We start from the raw sequence: 18,308 nt of genomic DNA on the forward strand, positions 1-18,308 counted from the left end.
GCCATGTGTCTCGCAGTTCCCGCCGAAGTCATCCGCATTGCCGACGGAGTGGCCACCTGCCGCCTGGGCGAAGGACAATCGCTCATCCGGGCGTCGCTTATGCTTCTGCCTGACCTCCCCAGCCCCGGGGACCAACTCATGGTGCATGCCGGGTTCGCCCTGCGGATCATGGACCCGGCCGAGGCCGAGGAGACCTTGCGCCTGCTTCGCGGCGGCGAGTGTCCCATCGAGGGGGACGCCACGGCCTGCGCGGCCATCCCCGGCGCGCCCGCCAACGCCCTCCGGAAGGCCTAGGCCATGCACCAGACCCTCCTGCGCCAGTTCCGCGACCCCGAACTGTGCCATACCCTGCTTACGCGCCTGCGAGCCGAACTGGACGGCGAGTTGCGCTTCATGGAGGTCTGCGGCACGCACACCGTGGCCATCTTCCAAAGCGGGCTCCGCTCGCTGTTGCCGCCCCAGGTCGTGCATCTCTCCGGCCCCGGCTGCCCGGTGTGCGTGACCCACGAATCCGAGGTCAACGCCTTCCTGGACCTTGCCGGACGCCCGGGCGTGATCGTGGCCACCTTCGGGGATCTCATGCGCGTCCCCGGCAGCCGGGGGCGCAACCTGAAAAGCGCCCAGGCCGAGGGGGCGCGGGTGGCCGTGGTCTATTCGCCCCCGGACGCCCTGGCCCTGGCCCGGGACAACCCCGGGGACACCGTGGTGTTTTTGGGCGTGGGCTTTGAGACCACGGCCCCCACCGTGGCCGGCACGGTGCTCATGGCCCGGGAGCAGGGGCTGTCCAACTTCAAGGTTCTGGCCTTCCACAAGCTGGTCCCCCCCGCCCTGGAGGTGCTCCTCTCCGACACGGAGGCGGGCATCGACGCCTTCATCCTGCCCGGCCACGTCTCGGCGGTCATCGGGACCGAGCCCTACGGATTCATCGCCTCCCGCTTTGGCAAATCGGCCACGGTCACCGGTTTCGAGCCCGTGGACATCCTCGAATCCCTGCTGTTTTTGGCCCAGCGCCGGAGGCAGGGACGGGCCGAGGTCAAAAACCTCTACCGCCGGGTGGTTTCCGATACGAGCAACCCCCGGGCCCTGGAGGTCATGAACCGGGTTTTTCGGCCCTGCGACGCCCTGTGGCGCGGCCTGGGCCGCATTCCGGACTCCGGGCTGGAATTTACCGATGAATTCGAGGATGTGGACGCGAAACGCCGGTATGGTCTGAGCATTGAGGAATGCCCGCCCCTGCCCGGCTGCAAATGCGGCGAGGTGCTCCGGGGCCGTCTGCGGCCCGACCAATGCCCCCTGTTCAAGAAGGCCTGCACCCCGGCCAAGCCCGTGGGGCCCTGCATGGTCTCCACCGAGGGCTCCTGCGCGGCCTATTACAAATACCAGGTGGAGTGACATGTCCGATCGAATTCTTCTGGATTGCGGCAGCGGCGGCCGGGCCTCCCACCGGCTGGTGGCCGACCTTTTCCTCAAACACCTGGGAAATCCGGAACTCAACCGGCTCAACGACGCGGCCTGCCTGAACCTGAAAAGCCCCCTGGCCATGAGCACGGACACCTTCACCGTGGACCCGATCTTCTTCCCGGGCGGGGACATTGGATCCCTGGCCGTGCACGGCACGGTCAACGACGTGTCCATGCTCGGGGCCATTCCCCGCTACCTGACCTGCGGATTCATCGTGGAGGAAGGCCTGGAGACGGACGTTCTGGCACGCGTCGTGGCCTCCATGGGAACGGCCGCCCGGGAGGCCGGGGTGCTGGTGGTGGCCGGGGACACCAAGGTGGTGCCCCGGGGGATGGTGGACAAAATCTTCATCAACACCACCGGGGTCGGGGAAATCTTCGTCGACCCGACCCCCTCGGGCGACCGCGCCCGGCCGGGAGACGCCATCCTGGTCACGGGCAGCATGGGCGACCACGGCCTGGCCGTCCTCTCCACCCGCCAGGGATTGGCCTTCGACACCCCCGTGGTCTCGGACGCGGCCTCCCTGAACCATGCCATCGCCCGGCTGTTGCGCGCCGTGCCGGAGGTGCATGTGCTGCGCGACCCCACGCGCGGCGGCCTCGGCACCACCCTCAACGAAATCGCCGAGTCCTCGGGCGTGTGCTGCGAAATCGTGGACGAGGCCATTCCCGTACGGCCCGAAGTGCGCGACGGCTGCTCCTTTCTGGGCCTGGACCCGCTGTACCTGGCCAACGAGGGCAAATTCCTGTGCATCCTGCCCGGGGAACTGGCCGATGCGGCCCTCGACGTGCTGCGGGGCGACCCCCTGTGCGCCGGGGCCGTGCGCATCGGCACGGTCACCGACGCCCACCCCGGCAAGGTGGTGCTGACCACCCGCCTGGGCGGCGCCCGCCTCCTGACCATGCTGGAGGGCGAACAACTGCCGCGCATCTGCTGACCCGGGCGGGCAGAAAAACGGCAGGAGGCGCGGCGGTTACCGCAAGACCTCCCCCACCATCCTTCTATTTGAGGGGGATATCGTCGCGCAGGGGCTTGACGAGTACATCGTCAAGAATCTTCCCCTTTGTCAAAAGGGTCTGCCTGCCGCTGCGCATCATCTCCATGTGCTTTTCCAGGACATCGACATTCTGGGACATATTGGCCATGAATCCGACCCCTGCACTTCTATATTCCGACTTCACGATATTCAGGTTGGTCTTGTAGCTTTCGACATCGAATTTCGCCATCTCCTCCATCTTCATCCTGTAAAAATTCAGGATGGCGGCAATAGCCTCCAGGAACTTGAGTTTCGCCTCGCCGTACTTTTCCACACTCTCCTGCTGGAACTTGAGCATGCCGCCGTTGTTGCCCCCCTTGGCCTTGAGCTTCTCGATCTCGTCCTTGGCATCTTTGATGTTCTTGATGGCCATGGAGTTTCTGACCGCGTAGCTGCGGAGAGCCTCAATGATATAGGCTGACGTCCGGATGAGCCCTTCGAGGTTCTCGCTGTCCTTTTTTTCCAGTTGCGCCTGGTTGTCCTTGATGATGGCCCGCAGCCGGGACAAATTCTCCTTGATCTGGGGGTCCGCAGTGGCCTCCAGAAGCTTGTCCAATTCACTTAACGGGTTGTCGCCCGTGATCTGAACGCTCCCCCGTTCGCCAAGCTGTTTCCACTCCTCCATCAGATCCTGGCGGCGGCGGCCATCCGGCGTGTTCACCCCCGACAGCACCAGGCGCGCCCCCATGTCCCTGGTAGACGTCGCCCCGTGGTTGCTGAAATAGGGAATCTCCTCGCGACGGCCAGGTTTGATCTCCCCCTCGGAACTGGAAAAACCGCCGCCCTTGCGCAAAAATCCCCCTGCGGAGCCATGCAGGCGGCCGCCCACGGAAAAATGAAATTCATCGAGAACCAGCTCCGCCGCATTTCCCGACGTGTCGTGGAGCCCCAGGGGGTTGGGCTTGCGTATGCCGATGGTCTGGGCCTTGTCATAGATCCGGGCGTTTCCTTCGCTGCGGTAGATGGCATAGTCGCTTATGGTGGTGTTTCCCTCCAAGGGAAAAAAATCCTCCTGGTGCAGGGTCTCCGATGCGACCCGATTCCCACCGCGCGCGGCGTATTCCCATTCCGCCTCGGTGGGCAAACGCAGATAGCCGATGTTTTTCGGATCGTCCTTGAAGTGCGGCAGGCTTTCCGGAGCATTGCTTAAGAGCCATTCCGTATACCGTTTGGAAAAATCGATGGCATCGAACCAGGAAATCTCCGTCTTTGGCATCGCGTCCGCCTCGGGGATGGTCTCCTGGGGGCAGACGCCTTCCATGACCGCCTTCCACTGCAGGGTGCTGACCTCGTATTTCCCGATAAAATAATACTGGTAGTTCATGTCCTTGGACGTGGGCACGAGACCTTGCCAAGCCTCGGGAAGGTCATCCCTGGTGAATGGTCCTGAAATCGACGACGGATACCTGCGGTCATAGTATTCCATACCCGGTCGGTCGCAGTTATCGCACCCAAGGGTCAGGCCCCGGTCCCACAGGAGTCCCTGGGCCGGAATTTCCACAGTTCGGAAGACCATCTGAAGCCCGCAGGGCATTGGCAGCAGGATGTCGTCGGGCAAGGCCTGGGGGTTGTACCCGCTTTGCGGGACAAGCTGGTTTTTCGCGGTCAAGGCCCCGGAATGCCCCGGGAGGGGGAGCAACAGAAGGAACGCCAGGACGGCAAGACACAGTCGGGCGGGCATGGAATCATCTCCTGATTGAACGGACATCACATCTCCCGGAGAACCTCGGCGGGGTCGATGCGCGCGGCCCGCATGGAGGCCTGGACCGACGACAGCAGAGACAGCAGCACGATGGCCCCGAACGCCGCCGCCAGATGTTCCCCGGGCAGGCTGCATACGGCCTCCCCATACAGGGACTGGGAGAAAAACGCATCGATGATCCGGCCGACGATGGCATACGCCGCCCCGGCCGCCAGGCAGCCGAGCACGGCGGTCAGCAGGGACTGGACCAGGGGAAAAATCCGCACCGCGACGCTTTGAAATCCCAAAAGCCGGACCATGGCCAGATATTTGTCCTTGCGGCGCACCGAGGCCAATACGCTGCTCGACGTGGAGGCCATGAACCCTGCGGCGGCGCTGGCCACAATCAGGGAAAAGACCACGGTCAGGGAATGGTCCAGGGCCTTGACGGCCTGGATCTCCCTGGCCCGGGTCATGACTTCGACATGCATGGCCTCAAGATGATCCCGCAGGGCGGCCACCCCGTCCAGATCCCTGGCGTACAGACGGAACCCGCCATACACGCGCGGCGTGGCGGAGGGCGGATCGCCCATGAACCCTCGCTCGGGAACGGCGATCCCGTCCCGATAGTTTTCCGCGTCTTCAAGCAACGCCAGTTCCATATAGACCACGTCCTTGTCCTGGGCCTCCAGGGGCAGGACCGCCACGACATCGAAGGACAAGGCCGCCGTCTCCAGCTTGCCGCTGGAAAGCTTGCGGCCAAGCCGTCCGGTGATCCGGTCGCCGACCCCGATCGACAGCTTGCGGGCGACCGAAGCCGATATCGCCACTTGGTCACGGCCCGGGATGGCGGCCCGGAATTTGTCCAGGAGGGGGTCGCCGACCGCCGTAGGCTCCATGTCCACCGTCACGCGTTGCGTTCCACCCGCCTGGGTGCTTTCGAGCTGGATGGTCGCCGCGATGTCGCGCGTGCGCGGGATGACGAACGCCGCCGCAGGATGCCCGCCCAGCGTCTTGATCCACTGCGCTGCATAGCCCCCGGCGCTGCCGGCGGGCAGGACGCTCAGGATCGTCGGATCACGCAGCAGGCGCTCCTTCAAGGCGCTGACCACGCCGTGGCGCACCCCCGCGAGCACCAGCAAGGGCAAGAGAATGCTCGCCAACGACAACACCGCACATGCGGACATGAGCTGCTCGTGGAAAAAATCCTTGAGCGCCAGATGCGACGCGATGAGAATTCCCCGCATAACCCGGTTCACTCCTCCAAGACCGCGACCACCGAGCCGTCCCCACGTGGGGAGACCTGCATGCGGCGCTCCGTGAGTCCCCCCGACCGGACCATGTCCGAGGAGTGGGTCACCAGGATGAGGGTCACGGCGTAGTGTTCGGCCGCCTCGAAAAGCAGGTCCATGACCACCCGGGCGTGTTCGGGATCGAGGGACGCGGTCGGTTCGTCGGCCAACAGGACATCGGGACGCGAGGCCAGGGCGCGGCCAATGGCCACGCGTTGCCGTTCGCCGATGGAGAGCTGCTCCGGCCTGGCCTGCAACAGCCGCTCGATGCCCATCTCCCGGGCAAGCCGGTGAATATGATCCCGACGGCCGGGAAGATTCAGGGCCCGGGCGGGAAGCTCGATATTTTCAAAGACGGTGAGAAAGGGCAAAAGCCCCCCGGTCTGGAGGACATACCCCATATGCCGCTGCCGGAGCCGGGCCAGGCGGTCCCGCCTGTCCATTCTCCAGCAGGCGGCCAAGTCCTCCTCGGCCATGCCGCTCGGGGCGAAGGAAAACGCATCGGCCCCGTCCGGCCGCAGCACCATGCCCAGCAAATCAAGGGCCGTGCTCTTGCCGCAGCCGCTGGCCCCGGTGATGGCCACCCGGTCGCCAGCGGCAATATCCAGACTCGGGATGCACAGGCTATACCCTGGCCCCGTGGAACGGGTCAGCTGCAGATTGCGGATGCGGTATACGGGGTGCTCGCCTTCGGCCATGCCCACCTTTCCTCCTGATGCCGGTTGCGACGCAGCAGCGGTGCGAATGCAGCGACGCCCCGCAAAAATCCTCCAGTTGGCCTCCAGACGGGCATGTCTGCCGGATCAGGGCAAGGCCGTCAGGGGAACCCGATAGACCCAGTCGCCGGGATTGGGCGACCCGAAGCTTTCCCAGTTGGCCCGATCCTTGTCATATTCGTCATACCGGGCCACGCGGGAACGCAGCTTGTTGATGATCTGCGTCTGCTCGCCAACGGTCTTGGCGTACCAATCCGATTCCGTCATGGAAATGATATCGCTCGTGTACGGCAACCCGTCGAGGTATTCGCCGAGCACCCCGGTCTGGGACAGATTCAGCCCCGGGGCGCTGCTGAACTTGGAGGGATCCCGGGTCATCTGCGCGGCCGCCGAGATGATGCTTTGGAAGAAACCGGTCGAGCCGAGCCGCATGGAGGCCGTGGCCTCGTCGAGAATGATCTTGAGCCGTTTGGACAGGTCGCTGAGTTGGTTTTTGGTCAAAAGGACCGCCGGATAGGCAGACAGGGGGGGATTGGCGACGTTCCCGGCCAGGGCGATCAGATCCGTATCGGAGATCCAGGCGCTGACCACGCCGGGGGCCTGGTTTTGCCGCCTGCTCCCCAGAAATTCCAGTTGCATGGCGTAGCCGCTGATCTGCGCAAGTTGTCTGGCCTGCTCTTCGGGATCCTCCGACTTGGGCTGTTCGGCGGGTTTCTGGAGCATCTTGCCCTCGGCGGTAGCCGTGACCAGCCCCATATATCCCGTGGCCAGGGCCTTGCCGACCTTTTCGAACTGGGCGGCGCCGCTTTGGGGCGTAGCCGCGTTGATGGCAAGGTAGCTGACGGTCCCATCGCTCATCCTGGCCAGGGACTTGTAGGCTTTTTCCGCGTAGGGATGGTTTTTTTGGCCCTTGGGCGATTTCACATGCATGGCCGTCAGCCAGATGTTGTTGGCCCGCAGATAGTCGGCGACCTCGGAGGGGTCCATGTGCGTGGAGGAATATTTGTCGCTTCCGGCCAGGGGGCCGGCGTCGGACACCAGGAGCATGACCCTGGAGGCATAATTCTTCCAGGAAAGGGAGTCCACGGCGGCCTTGATCCCGGCCATGGAATCCTCATCGTAAGAGTGGCTGGAGGACGTGGCCTCGCGCACGGCGGCCAGGGCCTGCTCCAGACTCTCGCGATCCGTGACCGTTTTGAAATCACTGACCAGCTTGCTGGTGTATTCCAATCCAGGCGAGGCCTCGGTGCTGTTGCGAAAGGCCACGACGGCAAAGGCCACCTTGTCTTTATTGGGGCTTTTCTCCAGGGCATCGTAGATGTTTCGCACCACGGTCAAGGCCTGCTCGATGTAGGGACGCATGGAGATGGTGGTGTCGATGACGAAGGCGATTGCGGTGCTCAACTCCTGGGACTGGGCGTTTTTTGGCTTCAGGGGACCTGTGGCCACCCCTTTTGCGCCACCGCCGGTTCCAGGGTCGATGGACGCCACCTCCACCAGCTTCGTCCCCTGAAACTGGTTGTCCACCTGTAAAACCGGCATCAGATAGAACCTGTTGCGCGAGACGGCGCCCTCTTCATCCGATGGTTCGGCCGCGATCACCGGGAGATCCTGGAGGACGGGCTGTCCGCTTTTCCCGGCCCGCAGGGCGTCGAGAAACTGACGCACCCGGGCATCAAGCTTCTCGTCCGTGCAGGTGGCCACGAGGGAATCGTGGTCCTTGAAAAAAAGAACCGGACTGCGGCTGGTTCTCTCCGTGAAGAGCATGGTGATGGCCTGGGGCCAGACCGTGACCGAGGCGGCCTCGACCCATCCTTCGGCGGCGTTGGATGCCACGCCGACCTCCAGCCGTGAGCCTTGCCTGCCGTAAACGTACATCACTGTGAACGTCTTGACGTTGGGTTTCACGACCTGGGCGCCATCCTCGGGGCCTGCGTAAATCTGCGCGCCGGGATGGGTGACCACTCGCTGAAAAAGGGTCTTTTTCCCCTCCTGCAACAGGGGTTGCCTCTCGGCCGCCTGGGCTGCGACGGCAACGAGGCAGATGGCCGCCAGCACGATGACGTTGCGCAGGGTCGAATACATGGACACGGCTCCTTTGGGGACGGATTAACGCATGCGGGAGAGAATCTCCCGGGCCTGGGCGCTGCCTTTCTCCGCCTCCTGGCGCAGCCAGGCCAAAAGGGCGTCGAGGGCGCCCTGGATGTCGGCGCGTCCGGCCGCCTTGGCCTGGGAATACCAGAACAGGGCCTGCTCGGGATCTTTGGCGATGGTCCCCTTCTGCGTGGGATCGGTCGGGTCGTAATACCTGGCCAGGTCCGCCATGGCTTCGCCAAGCCCCCCTTCCGCCGCCGCCTCCAGCAGAAGAAACGCCGCGTCGCGCCCGTCCGGGGTTTCCGGCATGCTCCGGCTCAACTCCAAGGCCTTGTCCGCCGGGCCCTTCTCGCGCAAAAACGCCCTGGCCCTGGCAAGCGGCGGTTGCTCATCCGCCTTCTGTCCGGCGGGCTCGCCCTTTTCGGGAGCAGGGGGGGGGGCCTTTTCCGGCGCGAGATCTTCGGGCGCGGGCGTCGGCGTCGGCTCGGCGGCCGGTTCCGCCTGCGGAATCGCGGCTGGCTTCTCCGGCTCGGCGGCGGGTTCCGGCTGCGGCGTCCCGGCGTTTTTTTCCGGATCGGACATGGCCGCCGGAGCGGCTTCCGTGGCGGGTTCGCCGCCCGGCGTCCCCCTGTGGGACAGCGCATACCACACGGCGAGTCCCCCGAGCAGAACGATGATCGCGACCAGGATCCACACCCAGCGGGGGATTCTGCCTCCCGTCACGGCAGCGGGACCGTCCGTGTCCGTCACCGGCGGCGGCGTTTCCACCACCGGCGGGAGAACCTCCTGCACCACAGGTGTGATTTCGGTCTGCTCCGGAGCGGGCGGCTTGATCGGTTCTGGCGGCCGGGACACCGGCTCCGGGATGGCGGATACCGCGCCGCCGCCCTGGAGGCTTGAATAGACCACGCCCGAGACATGCAGCGCGCCGGAGTCCTTGGTTCCGTCCGGGGCGAAAAGGGTCAGGCGGTAAACCTCCAGTTCATCGAGCTGGTCAACCACATCGCTGGCCACGCACACCAGCAGGGCGTCGTCCTGCCGGGTTACGGCCACCGGGGAAAGGTGGGTCTCACAATCCAGCCAGCCGCCCGGGCTCAGGCACTTCTTGTCGCTGGAACGCTGCACGGTGAACTGGCACGAAACGTCCGGATCGAAGCCGGATTGTCGGACGAAAAAAATGCCGTTTCCGGGGCCCTTTGACGTGTCGTTTCCATAGGTGACTTTCACTGCATCTCCCTAGGTCTGCGGCGCAAAGACCCTGATGATGTCGCCCAGGATCCTGTTTTGTTCGACATTCACCGTCGTTTTCCCATCGAAATCCACATTGGCGCTGATGCATGCCAGAAGGGCCATCAGCCAGTCCCGGTACCATTTCTGCTCCAGGACACCCAGTTCGTCGCTTAAGTGCGGAGAGACCGCGACCGGAGGGGGCGGGCTGAACACCGTGACGTTTCGGCCGCGTACCAGAAGCGTGCGTTCGGCCTCTGATCGCAAGCGGGGGTTGCAACCCAGCCAGTCGAGAAAGGCGTTGAGGCTACCCGCCGCCAGGGAGGACTGCTTCCAGACGACGCGCTCCATGTCGATGTCGGCGTAGGCGGCGGCCTTGCGCATGGCTTCCTCCATGCCCGCCCGCAGGCCGAGGCGGGCCGCGCCCTGGATGAGTTCGCCCACGAAATCCCCAAACTCCTTCTGGGGAAGGCCGAAATACTGCTGCAGGACGGGATCGTCCGAAAGTTCGCGCAGCCGTTGGCACCAATAGCCCTCGATCCGGGACGCAAAAGAGGCCGTCTCGTCCAGGGGCGGGGCCGGGGACGCAGCGTCCATGGACTCCGCCGCCTGGGGCGCGGGATCAAGCTTGATGCCAAGAACGTCGTTGAGGATGTCTCCGGCCGCCGTCGTCATCCCCACGACGGAGGGGACGGGGGCATGGGGCGCGGTCTCCTCGGCCTCCATACGCATCATGTCGCGTTTGGCGTCGTAATACATGGCGTGAAGGTCATGATCCTGAATGCAAAGCCTGCACAAAAATTCCCCGAACCGCTGGTGCTGGATCATTTCGGCAAAGATGCGAACCAACCGTGTGCCAAGATCGTCCTTCTGCTTGCGCACCTCCGCCTTGTCGTCGCTTTTCCAATAGGCAGACAACCTGGTGACGAGCCGTTCCAGGCGCTCGACAAGGGATGATTCGATCTGCTGCCGCTTGAGTTCTGGATTGCAGATGGGGCGCAGCCTCTCACGAATCAATCCGATGCCGCCGTCATTGAACGTCATTACGGCGTCCCAGGCGGCATGTGGATCGGAAAAATGGCTGGCCACCGCCGCACTCTGAAAAAAGGAATCCCGCATCTGCTCGACAAAGGGCATTTTCTCGGGGCGGATGCCTATCTCCCGCCTGTTTGCATTATATTCCAGTACCTTATCAAAAATAAAGTTCGGATTGCGCAACAAAAATACGTTGTCAAAATTCCTCTTCCCGTCCCAGTCGTTCGGCCAGTCATGCTGGCGACCAAAAAACTGGATAAGTGAGGCTTCCAACCGGATGTCCCAGCGTTTCTCAATGCTGGAGTCTCCCATCTTTTCCCCGAACTCCTCGTCGCACTTGGTGAGCACGAAAAAGAGGGAGACGGGTTTCCCCAGGCGGCGTTGCGGCGTTTCTCCATGCGTGGAACAAACCCAGTCGTTGATGACTCCCGGCAAATCCTGCACTTCCTGCGGGCCCGGAGCGATGCATAACAGCATGCTCGTCAATTCCCGCTCGGTGCAATACCTCTGAAACAGGTAGGCGACCTTTCCACGCAGAAACAACTCCTTCAGCGTGCCCTCTTTCTTCAGTTCCATGCGGACATGCTGGTAGTTGTATCTGGCTCGATACCCCGGAAAATCGAGCAGGTCCGTATGGGTGAAATATTCGTCGGGCTTTTCGCGCATCACGATGGCCAGTTCCGCAGTTAGGGCGGTCACGACCGACCGGGGAAGATCCGCCCTGTTTCCCTCCAGCGTCACGACCGTAATGCTGTCCTCCATGGATGGAGCGCCCAGTCCGTCGAGCATGGCCACGTCAATGATGCTTTTTTCCCGAGGGATAAGGGCCGACAGGGGACAATACGCGTATTCCGGATGCCCAAGGCCCTCCAAAGCGGTCACAAGCTTTTCGAGCGCCTTGTCAAAATCTTCGACCTTATCCCAAATCAGGCTGTACAGGCGAAGCCGATCCTTGACGCCGAGCCGGGGGCCTATTTCCAAGGCGCGAGGCCAATAGCTGCGAAGTAATTCCTGCACCCGCGTCTTGGATTTGAAATTTTTTAGCAGATATTCCTGCAGCTCTTCAAAATCATCCAGCGATATTTTGCCGCCGACAGGCAATACCTTTTTCTCAAGGGCATCCAATTCCTGTTCGATGGCCTTTGCGTCCGGCACATCATCATGCTCGCAATCCGCATAATAGGTGTTGGCGAAAACCTTCACCAGATCCGTTTCCGAGAGCAGGCGGACCTGGACCGGGAAGCCCTCCGGCAGCGGCCCCGGCCTGGTCATGGTGAAGCGGGTCACCAGCCCCGTGGATTCCTTGCCGCCGATGGGATTGATCTCCCGCACAAAATCGTGGGTCTCCCCGCTGAAGTCCGCCAGGAGGGTATCGTTGGCGTCGCGGGCCAGGGCCGATATCAGGTACGACTTTCCGGCCTGGCTCGGGCCGAATACCCCGACGCACATCTTGCGGGTAGCCGCCGTGCGGCATCGCCGGAAAAAACGCCCGGTACGCCGCAATTCGGCCAGCAAGCCATCGTGCTCCCCGCGCACCAGTTCCCGGTTGTCCCGGACCCAGGCGGCGGCCTGCTGAACAGCCCCGGCAAGCCCCTCGCACCGTTCGCCAAGCCTGACGTTGAGGTCTGCATCCATGTTCGTCTCCGATCTGATCAAACGGCGTGATAGACGATACCGGTATCGAGCCAGTAGCCTTCATCCAGGGGCAGGGTTTGCAGCCGGACATCCACGTCGCGGCGACTGACCCCCGCACCAGCCCGATCAGTGATTTCCTTGATTTCCATCTCGCCCTCATCGCGCTGGGCATCCGGGGCGTCATCGAGCTCGGCCAACCGGTAGTTCAGGGACAAGGTGTAGGGGAGCTTCCCGGAGGCCTTGCGCCTGGCGTCCTCCGTGGCGAAGTCGATGACGTAGAACCGGGAGGTGGTCCAACGCTCGACGTCGAGTTGGCGGAAGCCCACGGTGATCGGGCCCGCGAACATAACCTCCCGTTCAAGCTCCTGCTCGCCCACATCGTCAAGATTGACCGTAAACCAGACCTTGTCCGTCTTGAGCTGTCCGGTCTGCATTTCCATTTCCCCGATGAAACGCGCCGTGGACCGCAGGGTGAGGCTGGCGGTATCGAAGGAAAACCCCTCCAGATGACCCTCGGCCAGGGCGCACAGAATGGCGCCCACCACCACCGTGGTCTTCGGGTCGGTGATGTTGCCGAAGGGATCGGCGAAGGGATACCAGGGCCCCACACGGTAGCGGCACATGGGAATGACTCTGGACGGGGGCGTCGGCAGTTTGGCGTACACGGTGGAGATGATCGCGGGCCACCGACTCGGCCGACCGGTCAGAAGCAGCACGTCGCAGTCGTAGACCTGGATCACCTCGCACAGGTTGGACAGGGGGCGGCCCACGGCCTCCCGGATGGTGCGGTCGATCTGGCGCGGGTCGATGCGGATGCTCACATCCATCAGGCGAAACTCGCTGCCCGGGGCGAGCCTGCGCACCCCCTCCTCCACATAGTCGATCACGGACTGGCTGGGCCAGGCATGGCGGACCAGGGCCGCGCTGCCGGGGGTCTCGGGTTCGCCCCCGACCACTTCATCGGGATGCCGGAAAAAGTCGCGCAGGGAATACACGGCCCCGCCGCTGCCCTCCAGCAGGTCCGCCTGTTCATAGACCCCAAGCAGGGACAGGGCCAAGGGAGCGGCCACCTGCCGCACGAACAAGGCCCGGCGGTTGCGATCCTGCTGGGTCTTGTCCATGCCTTCCCGCCCGAACAGTTTGGCCAGGACCGCCTTGCCGCTGCGGCTGTCCGTCCGGGAGGCAGCGTCGCCGATGGCCGGCAGGACATGCTGGATCACTATTTCGCGCAGGATGTCGTCGCCGGCGATGCTGAAACCGTCGCGGAATTCGATCTGCGGCCGGATTCGGGTACTCGACCCCTTGTCGCTGTCCAGGATGAATGTGGTGATGGACAGGTCCGTCGTACCGCCGCCGATATCCACCGCCGCCACGCGCAGGCTGGGGCGGTTGTCGGCCTCCGCCCTGGACTTGCCGACCAGCCCGAACAGGTGGTGGGCGTCGCCATGGAATTTTCGGGTCAGTTCGTTGAACAGATAGACGATCTGGGTGCAGGTGGCCTCGTCCCAGTTGCAGCGCACCTGGGGATTGAGCCGGTAGTCGGAATGGGACGGCGCGCGACGCTGCCGTTCGTCCACGTAGAAATCCTGCCAGCCCATGGCGTCCCACAACACGCGCACCGCCCAGGACACCCAGCGTCGGTAGATGCGCTGCTCGGCGATGGGCATGCCCGAGGGCACGGTGAAGATCACCCGCCGCAACCGGCGCGGCACGTTGGGCAGATCCCGCCGGGCCCGCTGGGCAGGCGAGTTGATGGTGGTCAGGGCGTGGGCCAGAATCTCCACCAGTAGAAACATCATCAGCGAACTGCGGGTAAACAGGGACTCGAAGGCGATCTCCATTTCCTGAGCCCGCAGCAAGGGATTGCGCTTGAAAAGCGGGTCGTCCTCGCAGAGCAGGGGGGTGCCCTCCCGGTTGACGCGCCGGGGCAAAAGCCCCTTGGTGACCAGAGGTTCGGGGCCGCCGCCCGTATTGTACCGCCAACTCTGCTGCCAGGGACGTTCGTCCCAAAGATAGCGTTTGGGACTGGACATGCCCGTCGTGCCCTCGGCGCACACGGCGTGGGTGGACAAACGGCAAGCCTCAGGGCCCACCCTGACCGACGACGGCCAGCAAAACGCCGGGGTCCGCCGTCCCGACCGCCGGGAAAGGACGTCGTTGCCGAAGCCGACCTCCACGAACTCCACGCGCGTCTCGAAGGGATCGGTGTACACGGACTGGGGATCGCTCAAGTCACGCAACTGCAGCAGATAGCTGTCGTTGAGGTTGGTGATCCGGGGGGGCAGGGTCTCCACCAGGATTCCGCTCGTCCTGGAATTGCCGATGTCCAGGATGAAATCCACATCGATGGGGTTGTCGCGCTTGGGGTTGATGACCTGCACGGCAAGATCCTGCATGGCCGTGCGGACCACCTCCAGGATGACAAGATAGTTGGCGAGGTATTCCAGGGCGTAGTCCGACTCCTGGTTCTTTTTCCGGACCCTCTCCAACCAGCGGGTCCACAGTTCGAAAATCCACTCGTCAACCCAGGGACTGTTGAGGAACCAGGCGTTGTCGCGCACATGCCACGCCACCTTGAACGTGGCGTGGGCCTCGACATCCTGGGGCGAGAGGGCGAAATACTGCTCCACTTTTTCCGGCGGCTCCTCCACGGTGACGTCGAACACGACCACCAGCCGCAGCACCTCGGGGTTATCCGCCGAACGCATCATGCGGCAGCGCGCCCAGTTGCTCGGGCCAAGCTCGAAGCGGCCACCGCCGTCGGGCCACTTCTGGTCCCGGGTGCGCAACACCGGTATAGGTATCCACTGGTCAAGCCAGATATCAATGGTCTTTTTGGCCTTCACCTCATAGTCGTAATCGCAGGCCTTGCCCGTGGCCATGTCGACGAAGCAGCCGTCCTCATCCTGGGTCAGACAGAACAGCACATTCCGGTGGCGTCCCTGCTCCTGGCCGTCCTGACGCCGCTCCTCCCGAAAAAAACGGGCAAGCTTCTCTACGCGCGCCACATCCATGGAGAAATCAAGATATTGCAGGCACCCGCCGGGAATAAGGCTGACTGGAGATTTATAGGATGGCATTTCCTTCATGAGTATCCCTTCGCACGTTATCTGGCCCGAAACAAAACCTCACGGCGTGACGGCCTCCCCCTACACCTCACTCCCGAACAATCCTGAAATTCGATTTGGCGACCATGCCCTTGTTCTTCACATAGATCGACCCGATGCATTTTGTATCCTCCCCGCAGCCCTCGCAGACCACAGGGATATCCGTCCCAGCTTCTCCATTTGAACAATACAGCGTATCGAATGAAAAGGAAATTCTCCCCTTCTCCCACCGCGCCGTTGAAGCTCCGGAACAGCGCTTGCCGTCGCGTGTATACCGGTCGACCCGCCTCCCGACACCATTTGCGTCAAAACACAGCTGGATGTTCACCTTGCTCTTGTCGGACAGGCCCACCTCCCCCCGCCAGCATCCCGCCAGGAAATCCAGCGTCTGTTTCTCGCAGGCGGACATGGGAACCTTGAAAGGGTCGCCTTTTTTGGGCTTGGCCTCACTTTTTGGGGCCTGAGCTGGTTTTTCGGGTTTCTCCGTGGACCCCGGCTTCTTTTTCTGGGTCGGCTCCGCGGGAGGGGTCGGCTTGGAATCGGCTGGCGGCGTCTCCGCCTTTTTCTTGCCCTCTTGGGCTGCCTTGGCATCACCCTCAGCCTTGGGCAAGAAATCCCCTGGCGTCATGATCCGCCCGGGAAGCAACACGCGGCCGCCAGGCGGCACCACGCTCGTTTTCCCCTGTTCATCGACGATCTTGCCTCCGTTGGGCAAAACGACCATCCTGCCCGGAGCGAGATCCACCGGCCGACCCGCCTCATCAAGCACCTTGGACCCAGGCGCGACCTGTACCGGTTCGCCGGGAACCTCCACCGCCTTTTCGGAACCGGGCGTGACCACCGGGACGCCTGGCACCGTCACGACGGGCGGAACACCAACCACCGGCGGAGCAATGTTGATATCCGTTTTCTGGTTTCCGCCGGTTCCGGTCGCCGTCACATCCCCGGCCTCCCCGGTCGGCGGCGGGATGGCCGCCCCGGGCGCGGCCTTCTCCCCGGTCTTGTCCGTGGGAACAACCGTGGCGCCCGGCACGACGCGGTCGACCGGCAGCACGCCTTCCCCACCAGGCACGTCCGTAGGCCGAGCCGCCTTCGTGGCGTCCTTGTCCACGACGCCGGGAACCACCACATCCGGGGCAATTTTGTCTCCAGGCACGACAACGTCCGCAGGCGACTTCCCCACGGGATCCTCCGGGGCGGGAATCACAGGGTCGCCAGGGACGGGAATCACGGGCACAACGCCGACGGGCGGGGTGACGATCACCGTCGAGTCCTGCGAGCCCCCCGTCCCCGTGGCCGTGGTATTCCCCTGCCGAACCGTCCCGGGAGGGCTCCCGGGGTCGGGCGTCGAGGCCTCGTCGGGTGCCTCCTGCCGATTGCGCAAGGGTTCTGGGGCCTCGGCGGCCAAGCCGCGTCCCGAGAAAACCACCAGGCCAACCATCACCACCAGGCAGCCAATGCCAGACGCTCTTTGCAGTATCCTCATGCTCGCCCTTCGACACCCGTCGTTGTTCAAAATTTCATGAACCTGGCCGTCCACCTGCCCTTGGAGGTCACATTCATCCCCTCGCAAGTGGTCTGCTCCCCCTTACCGACGCATTCCACCCGTTGACCGTCGATGGGGCTTCCCGACGAGCAGGGGATCGACTCCTCGGTTTCGATCAGAAGCGACCCGGATTCCTGCATGCTGGCCTGGGCCTTCGCGGTGCAGGTCTTCTGGGACGTGGTGACGGTGATGCGCCCATTGCCGCTTTCCAGAAAGGTGTAATCCACGATGACCGGATCCTTCGGCGTGGAGAGATCCGAATCGCACCGCCAACCGCCCTCCAGAAAACCCAGCGGGGAGCCTGCCGGGGCATCCACAGGCAGTTGGAGTTCGTTTTGCGGCGTGGCCGACTCTGCGGATGGAGCAGGGGTGTCGCACTGGGCCGCCTTGCCTTCGAGTTCCGTCACAAGGGCGTCGCGCTTCTCCCGCAACGCGGCAAGCTCCCCGTCCGCCGCATTCGGGGCAACGGCCCCACCCGGCGCAGCCTCCATCACGGCGGGAACGCCGACCGAACCTTTGCCGGACCAAAGTCCCTTCCAATCCCAAAAGCCCTGAAAAAGCAGCCAGAGCAGAAAGGCCAGAAGGCCCAGGCCGAGCAAAATCCCAAGCCAACGCAGCCAGGAGGCCAGGAAGCCGAACACGGCCAAAAGCAGCAGCCCAGCAGCCACAACCCAGAACAGGATCTGCCAGAGCCCCCCTCCGAGGCCGAAGGCCGCCATGTGGCCGAACATGCCCCGACCGCCTGGCAGCAGCATAAAAAGCAGCAAAAGCAGGCCGAGAAGGGCCAGCACCCAGCGCAACCAGCCGAATCCGCCCGACTGGGCCGGGGGTGAAGGCCGGTCGAGGGGAGGGGTGGGAGGGCTCCCGGCGGACGGCGGCGTTGGCGATTCGGCTGCCGGTTCATCGGGCGCCGTGATCGAAGGTGATTCCGGCTTCCCAGCCGGGGCCTGGGGTTCGATCACGGCAGGACGTTCCCGTACCTCGCGCACTGTCGCCGCAGGGGCCAGGCGGGCCAGATCCTGGGGCTTGGCCCCGGATGTGGCCGGGCCGAAGCCCCAGCAGACGAGCACCGGCTGTTCGCCCACAAGATAGATGCACCCGTCGCTTGGATAGTTCAGGGCCAGTTCGATGATATTCCCGGCGACGAGGCGTTTGCTGTCCCCCGTGTCTTTCATCCTTTGGGTTTGGGTCCGGATTTCCGCCGCCATCTTGATCAAAGCGCCCCGCACCTGTTCCTGCTGGGCGGCTGGCAGATCGACCAGCCTAGCGGGAGTCCCCTGGACCGGCGAATACCAGTCCACGACGTCCATGCCCGGATCAAACACCGGTTCGGCAAACAGCAGCACATGGGTGTCGCCCAGACGGCTGCGCAGAACATTGACAATCTGGTGGTGGCAATCCGTGACGAGAATCCCCTGGTAGGCCAGGGGATGCATGTCTCCACGATTCGTCGAGGCGATCAGCGTCCCATTCATGTC

General features: G+C 63.6%; 12 protein-coding genes. 3 read left to right on the plus strand and 9 right to left on the minus strand.

From position 1 onward, the window contains the following. Positions 1-3: 3 nt before the first annotated feature. From GD606_RS12185 to hypE, 3 genes are read left to right on the plus strand one after another with little or no spacing between them, the layout of a single operon-like run. A complete protein-coding gene (locus GD606_RS12185) occupies positions 4-294 on the plus strand; it encodes a HypC/HybG/HupF family hydrogenase formation chaperone (protein ID WP_163301969.1) in 291 nt (96 codons plus the stop codon). A 3-nt stretch (positions 295-297) separates the two neighbouring features. Then, positions 298-1,392 carry a hydrogenase formation protein HypD gene (gene hypD, locus GD606_RS12190; RefSeq protein WP_163301970.1) on the plus strand — a complete coding sequence of 365 codons (1,095 nt, stop codon included), beginning with the start codon at positions 298-300 and terminating at the stop codon, positions 1,390-1,392. Between the two features lies 1 nt (position 1,393). Continuing rightward, the gene (hypE, locus tag GD606_RS12195) at positions 1,394-2,398 is read left to right on the plus strand and encodes a hydrogenase expression/formation protein HypE (RefSeq protein WP_163301971.1); all 1,005 of its coding nucleotides are present in this window, start codon (positions 1,394-1,396) and stop codon (positions 2,396-2,398) included. Positions 2,399-2,462: 64 nt separating this feature from the next. On the opposite strand, the gene GD606_RS12200 is transcribed toward hypE, so the two are convergent. The 9 genes from GD606_RS12200 to GD606_RS12240 all read right to left on the minus strand — a co-directional run bounded on the left by GD606_RS12200 (position 2,463) and on the right by GD606_RS12240 (position 18,305). Continuing rightward, the gene (locus GD606_RS12200) at positions 2,463-4,178 is read right to left on the minus strand and encodes a formylglycine-generating enzyme family protein (RefSeq protein ID WP_163301972.1); all 1,716 of its coding nucleotides are present in this window, start codon (positions 4,176-4,178) and stop codon (positions 2,463-2,465) included. 26 nt (positions 4,179-4,204) lie between these two features. Next, positions 4,205-5,425: an ABC transporter permease gene (locus GD606_RS12205; RefSeq protein WP_163301973.1), complete on the minus strand. Its 1,221-nt coding sequence runs from the start codon at positions 5,423-5,425 to the stop codon at positions 4,205-4,207. An 8-nt stretch (positions 5,426-5,433) separates the two neighbouring features. Continuing rightward, a complete protein-coding gene (locus tag GD606_RS12210) occupies positions 5,434-6,168 on the minus strand; it encodes an ABC transporter ATP-binding protein (protein ID WP_176629293.1) in 735 nt (244 codons plus the stop codon). A gap of 105 nt (positions 6,169-6,273) precedes the next feature. Then, positions 6,274-8,271, minus strand: a complete 1,998-nt coding sequence (locus tag GD606_RS12215; RefSeq protein WP_246298768.1) for a vWA domain-containing protein — start codon at positions 8,269-8,271, stop codon at positions 6,274-6,276. 24 nt (positions 8,272-8,295) lie between these two features. Continuing rightward, complete coding sequence (locus GD606_RS12220) at positions 8,296-9,507, minus strand: hypothetical protein (protein ID WP_163301974.1); 1,212 nt, start codon at positions 9,505-9,507, stop codon at positions 8,296-8,298. Positions 9,508-9,516: 9 nt separating this feature from the next. Continuing rightward, positions 9,517-12,177, minus strand: a complete 2,661-nt coding sequence (locus tag GD606_RS12225; protein ID WP_163301975.1) for a virulence factor SrfC family protein — start codon at positions 12,175-12,177, stop codon at positions 9,517-9,519. A gap of 17 nt (positions 12,178-12,194) precedes the next feature. Further along, the gene (locus GD606_RS12230; protein ID WP_163301976.1) at positions 12,195-15,266 is read right to left on the minus strand and encodes a virulence factor SrfB; all 3,072 of its coding nucleotides are present in this window, start codon (positions 15,264-15,266) and stop codon (positions 12,195-12,197) included. 67 nt (positions 15,267-15,333) lie between these two features. After that, the gene (locus tag GD606_RS12235) at positions 15,334-16,395 is read right to left on the minus strand and encodes a hypothetical protein (RefSeq protein ID WP_163301977.1); all 1,062 of its coding nucleotides are present in this window, start codon (positions 16,393-16,395) and stop codon (positions 15,334-15,336) included. A 401-nt stretch (positions 16,396-16,796) separates the two neighbouring features. Beyond that, a complete protein-coding gene (locus tag GD606_RS12240) occupies positions 16,797-18,305 on the minus strand; it encodes a hypothetical protein (protein WP_176629294.1) in 1,509 nt (502 codons plus the stop codon). Positions 18,306-18,308 lie beyond the last annotated feature (3 nt).

This window comes from Desulfolutivibrio sulfodismutans DSM 3696 (genome assembly GCF_013376455.1).
Classification (GTDB): domain Bacteria; phylum Desulfobacterota; class Desulfovibrionia; order Desulfovibrionales; family Desulfovibrionaceae; genus Desulfolutivibrio; species Desulfolutivibrio sulfodismutans.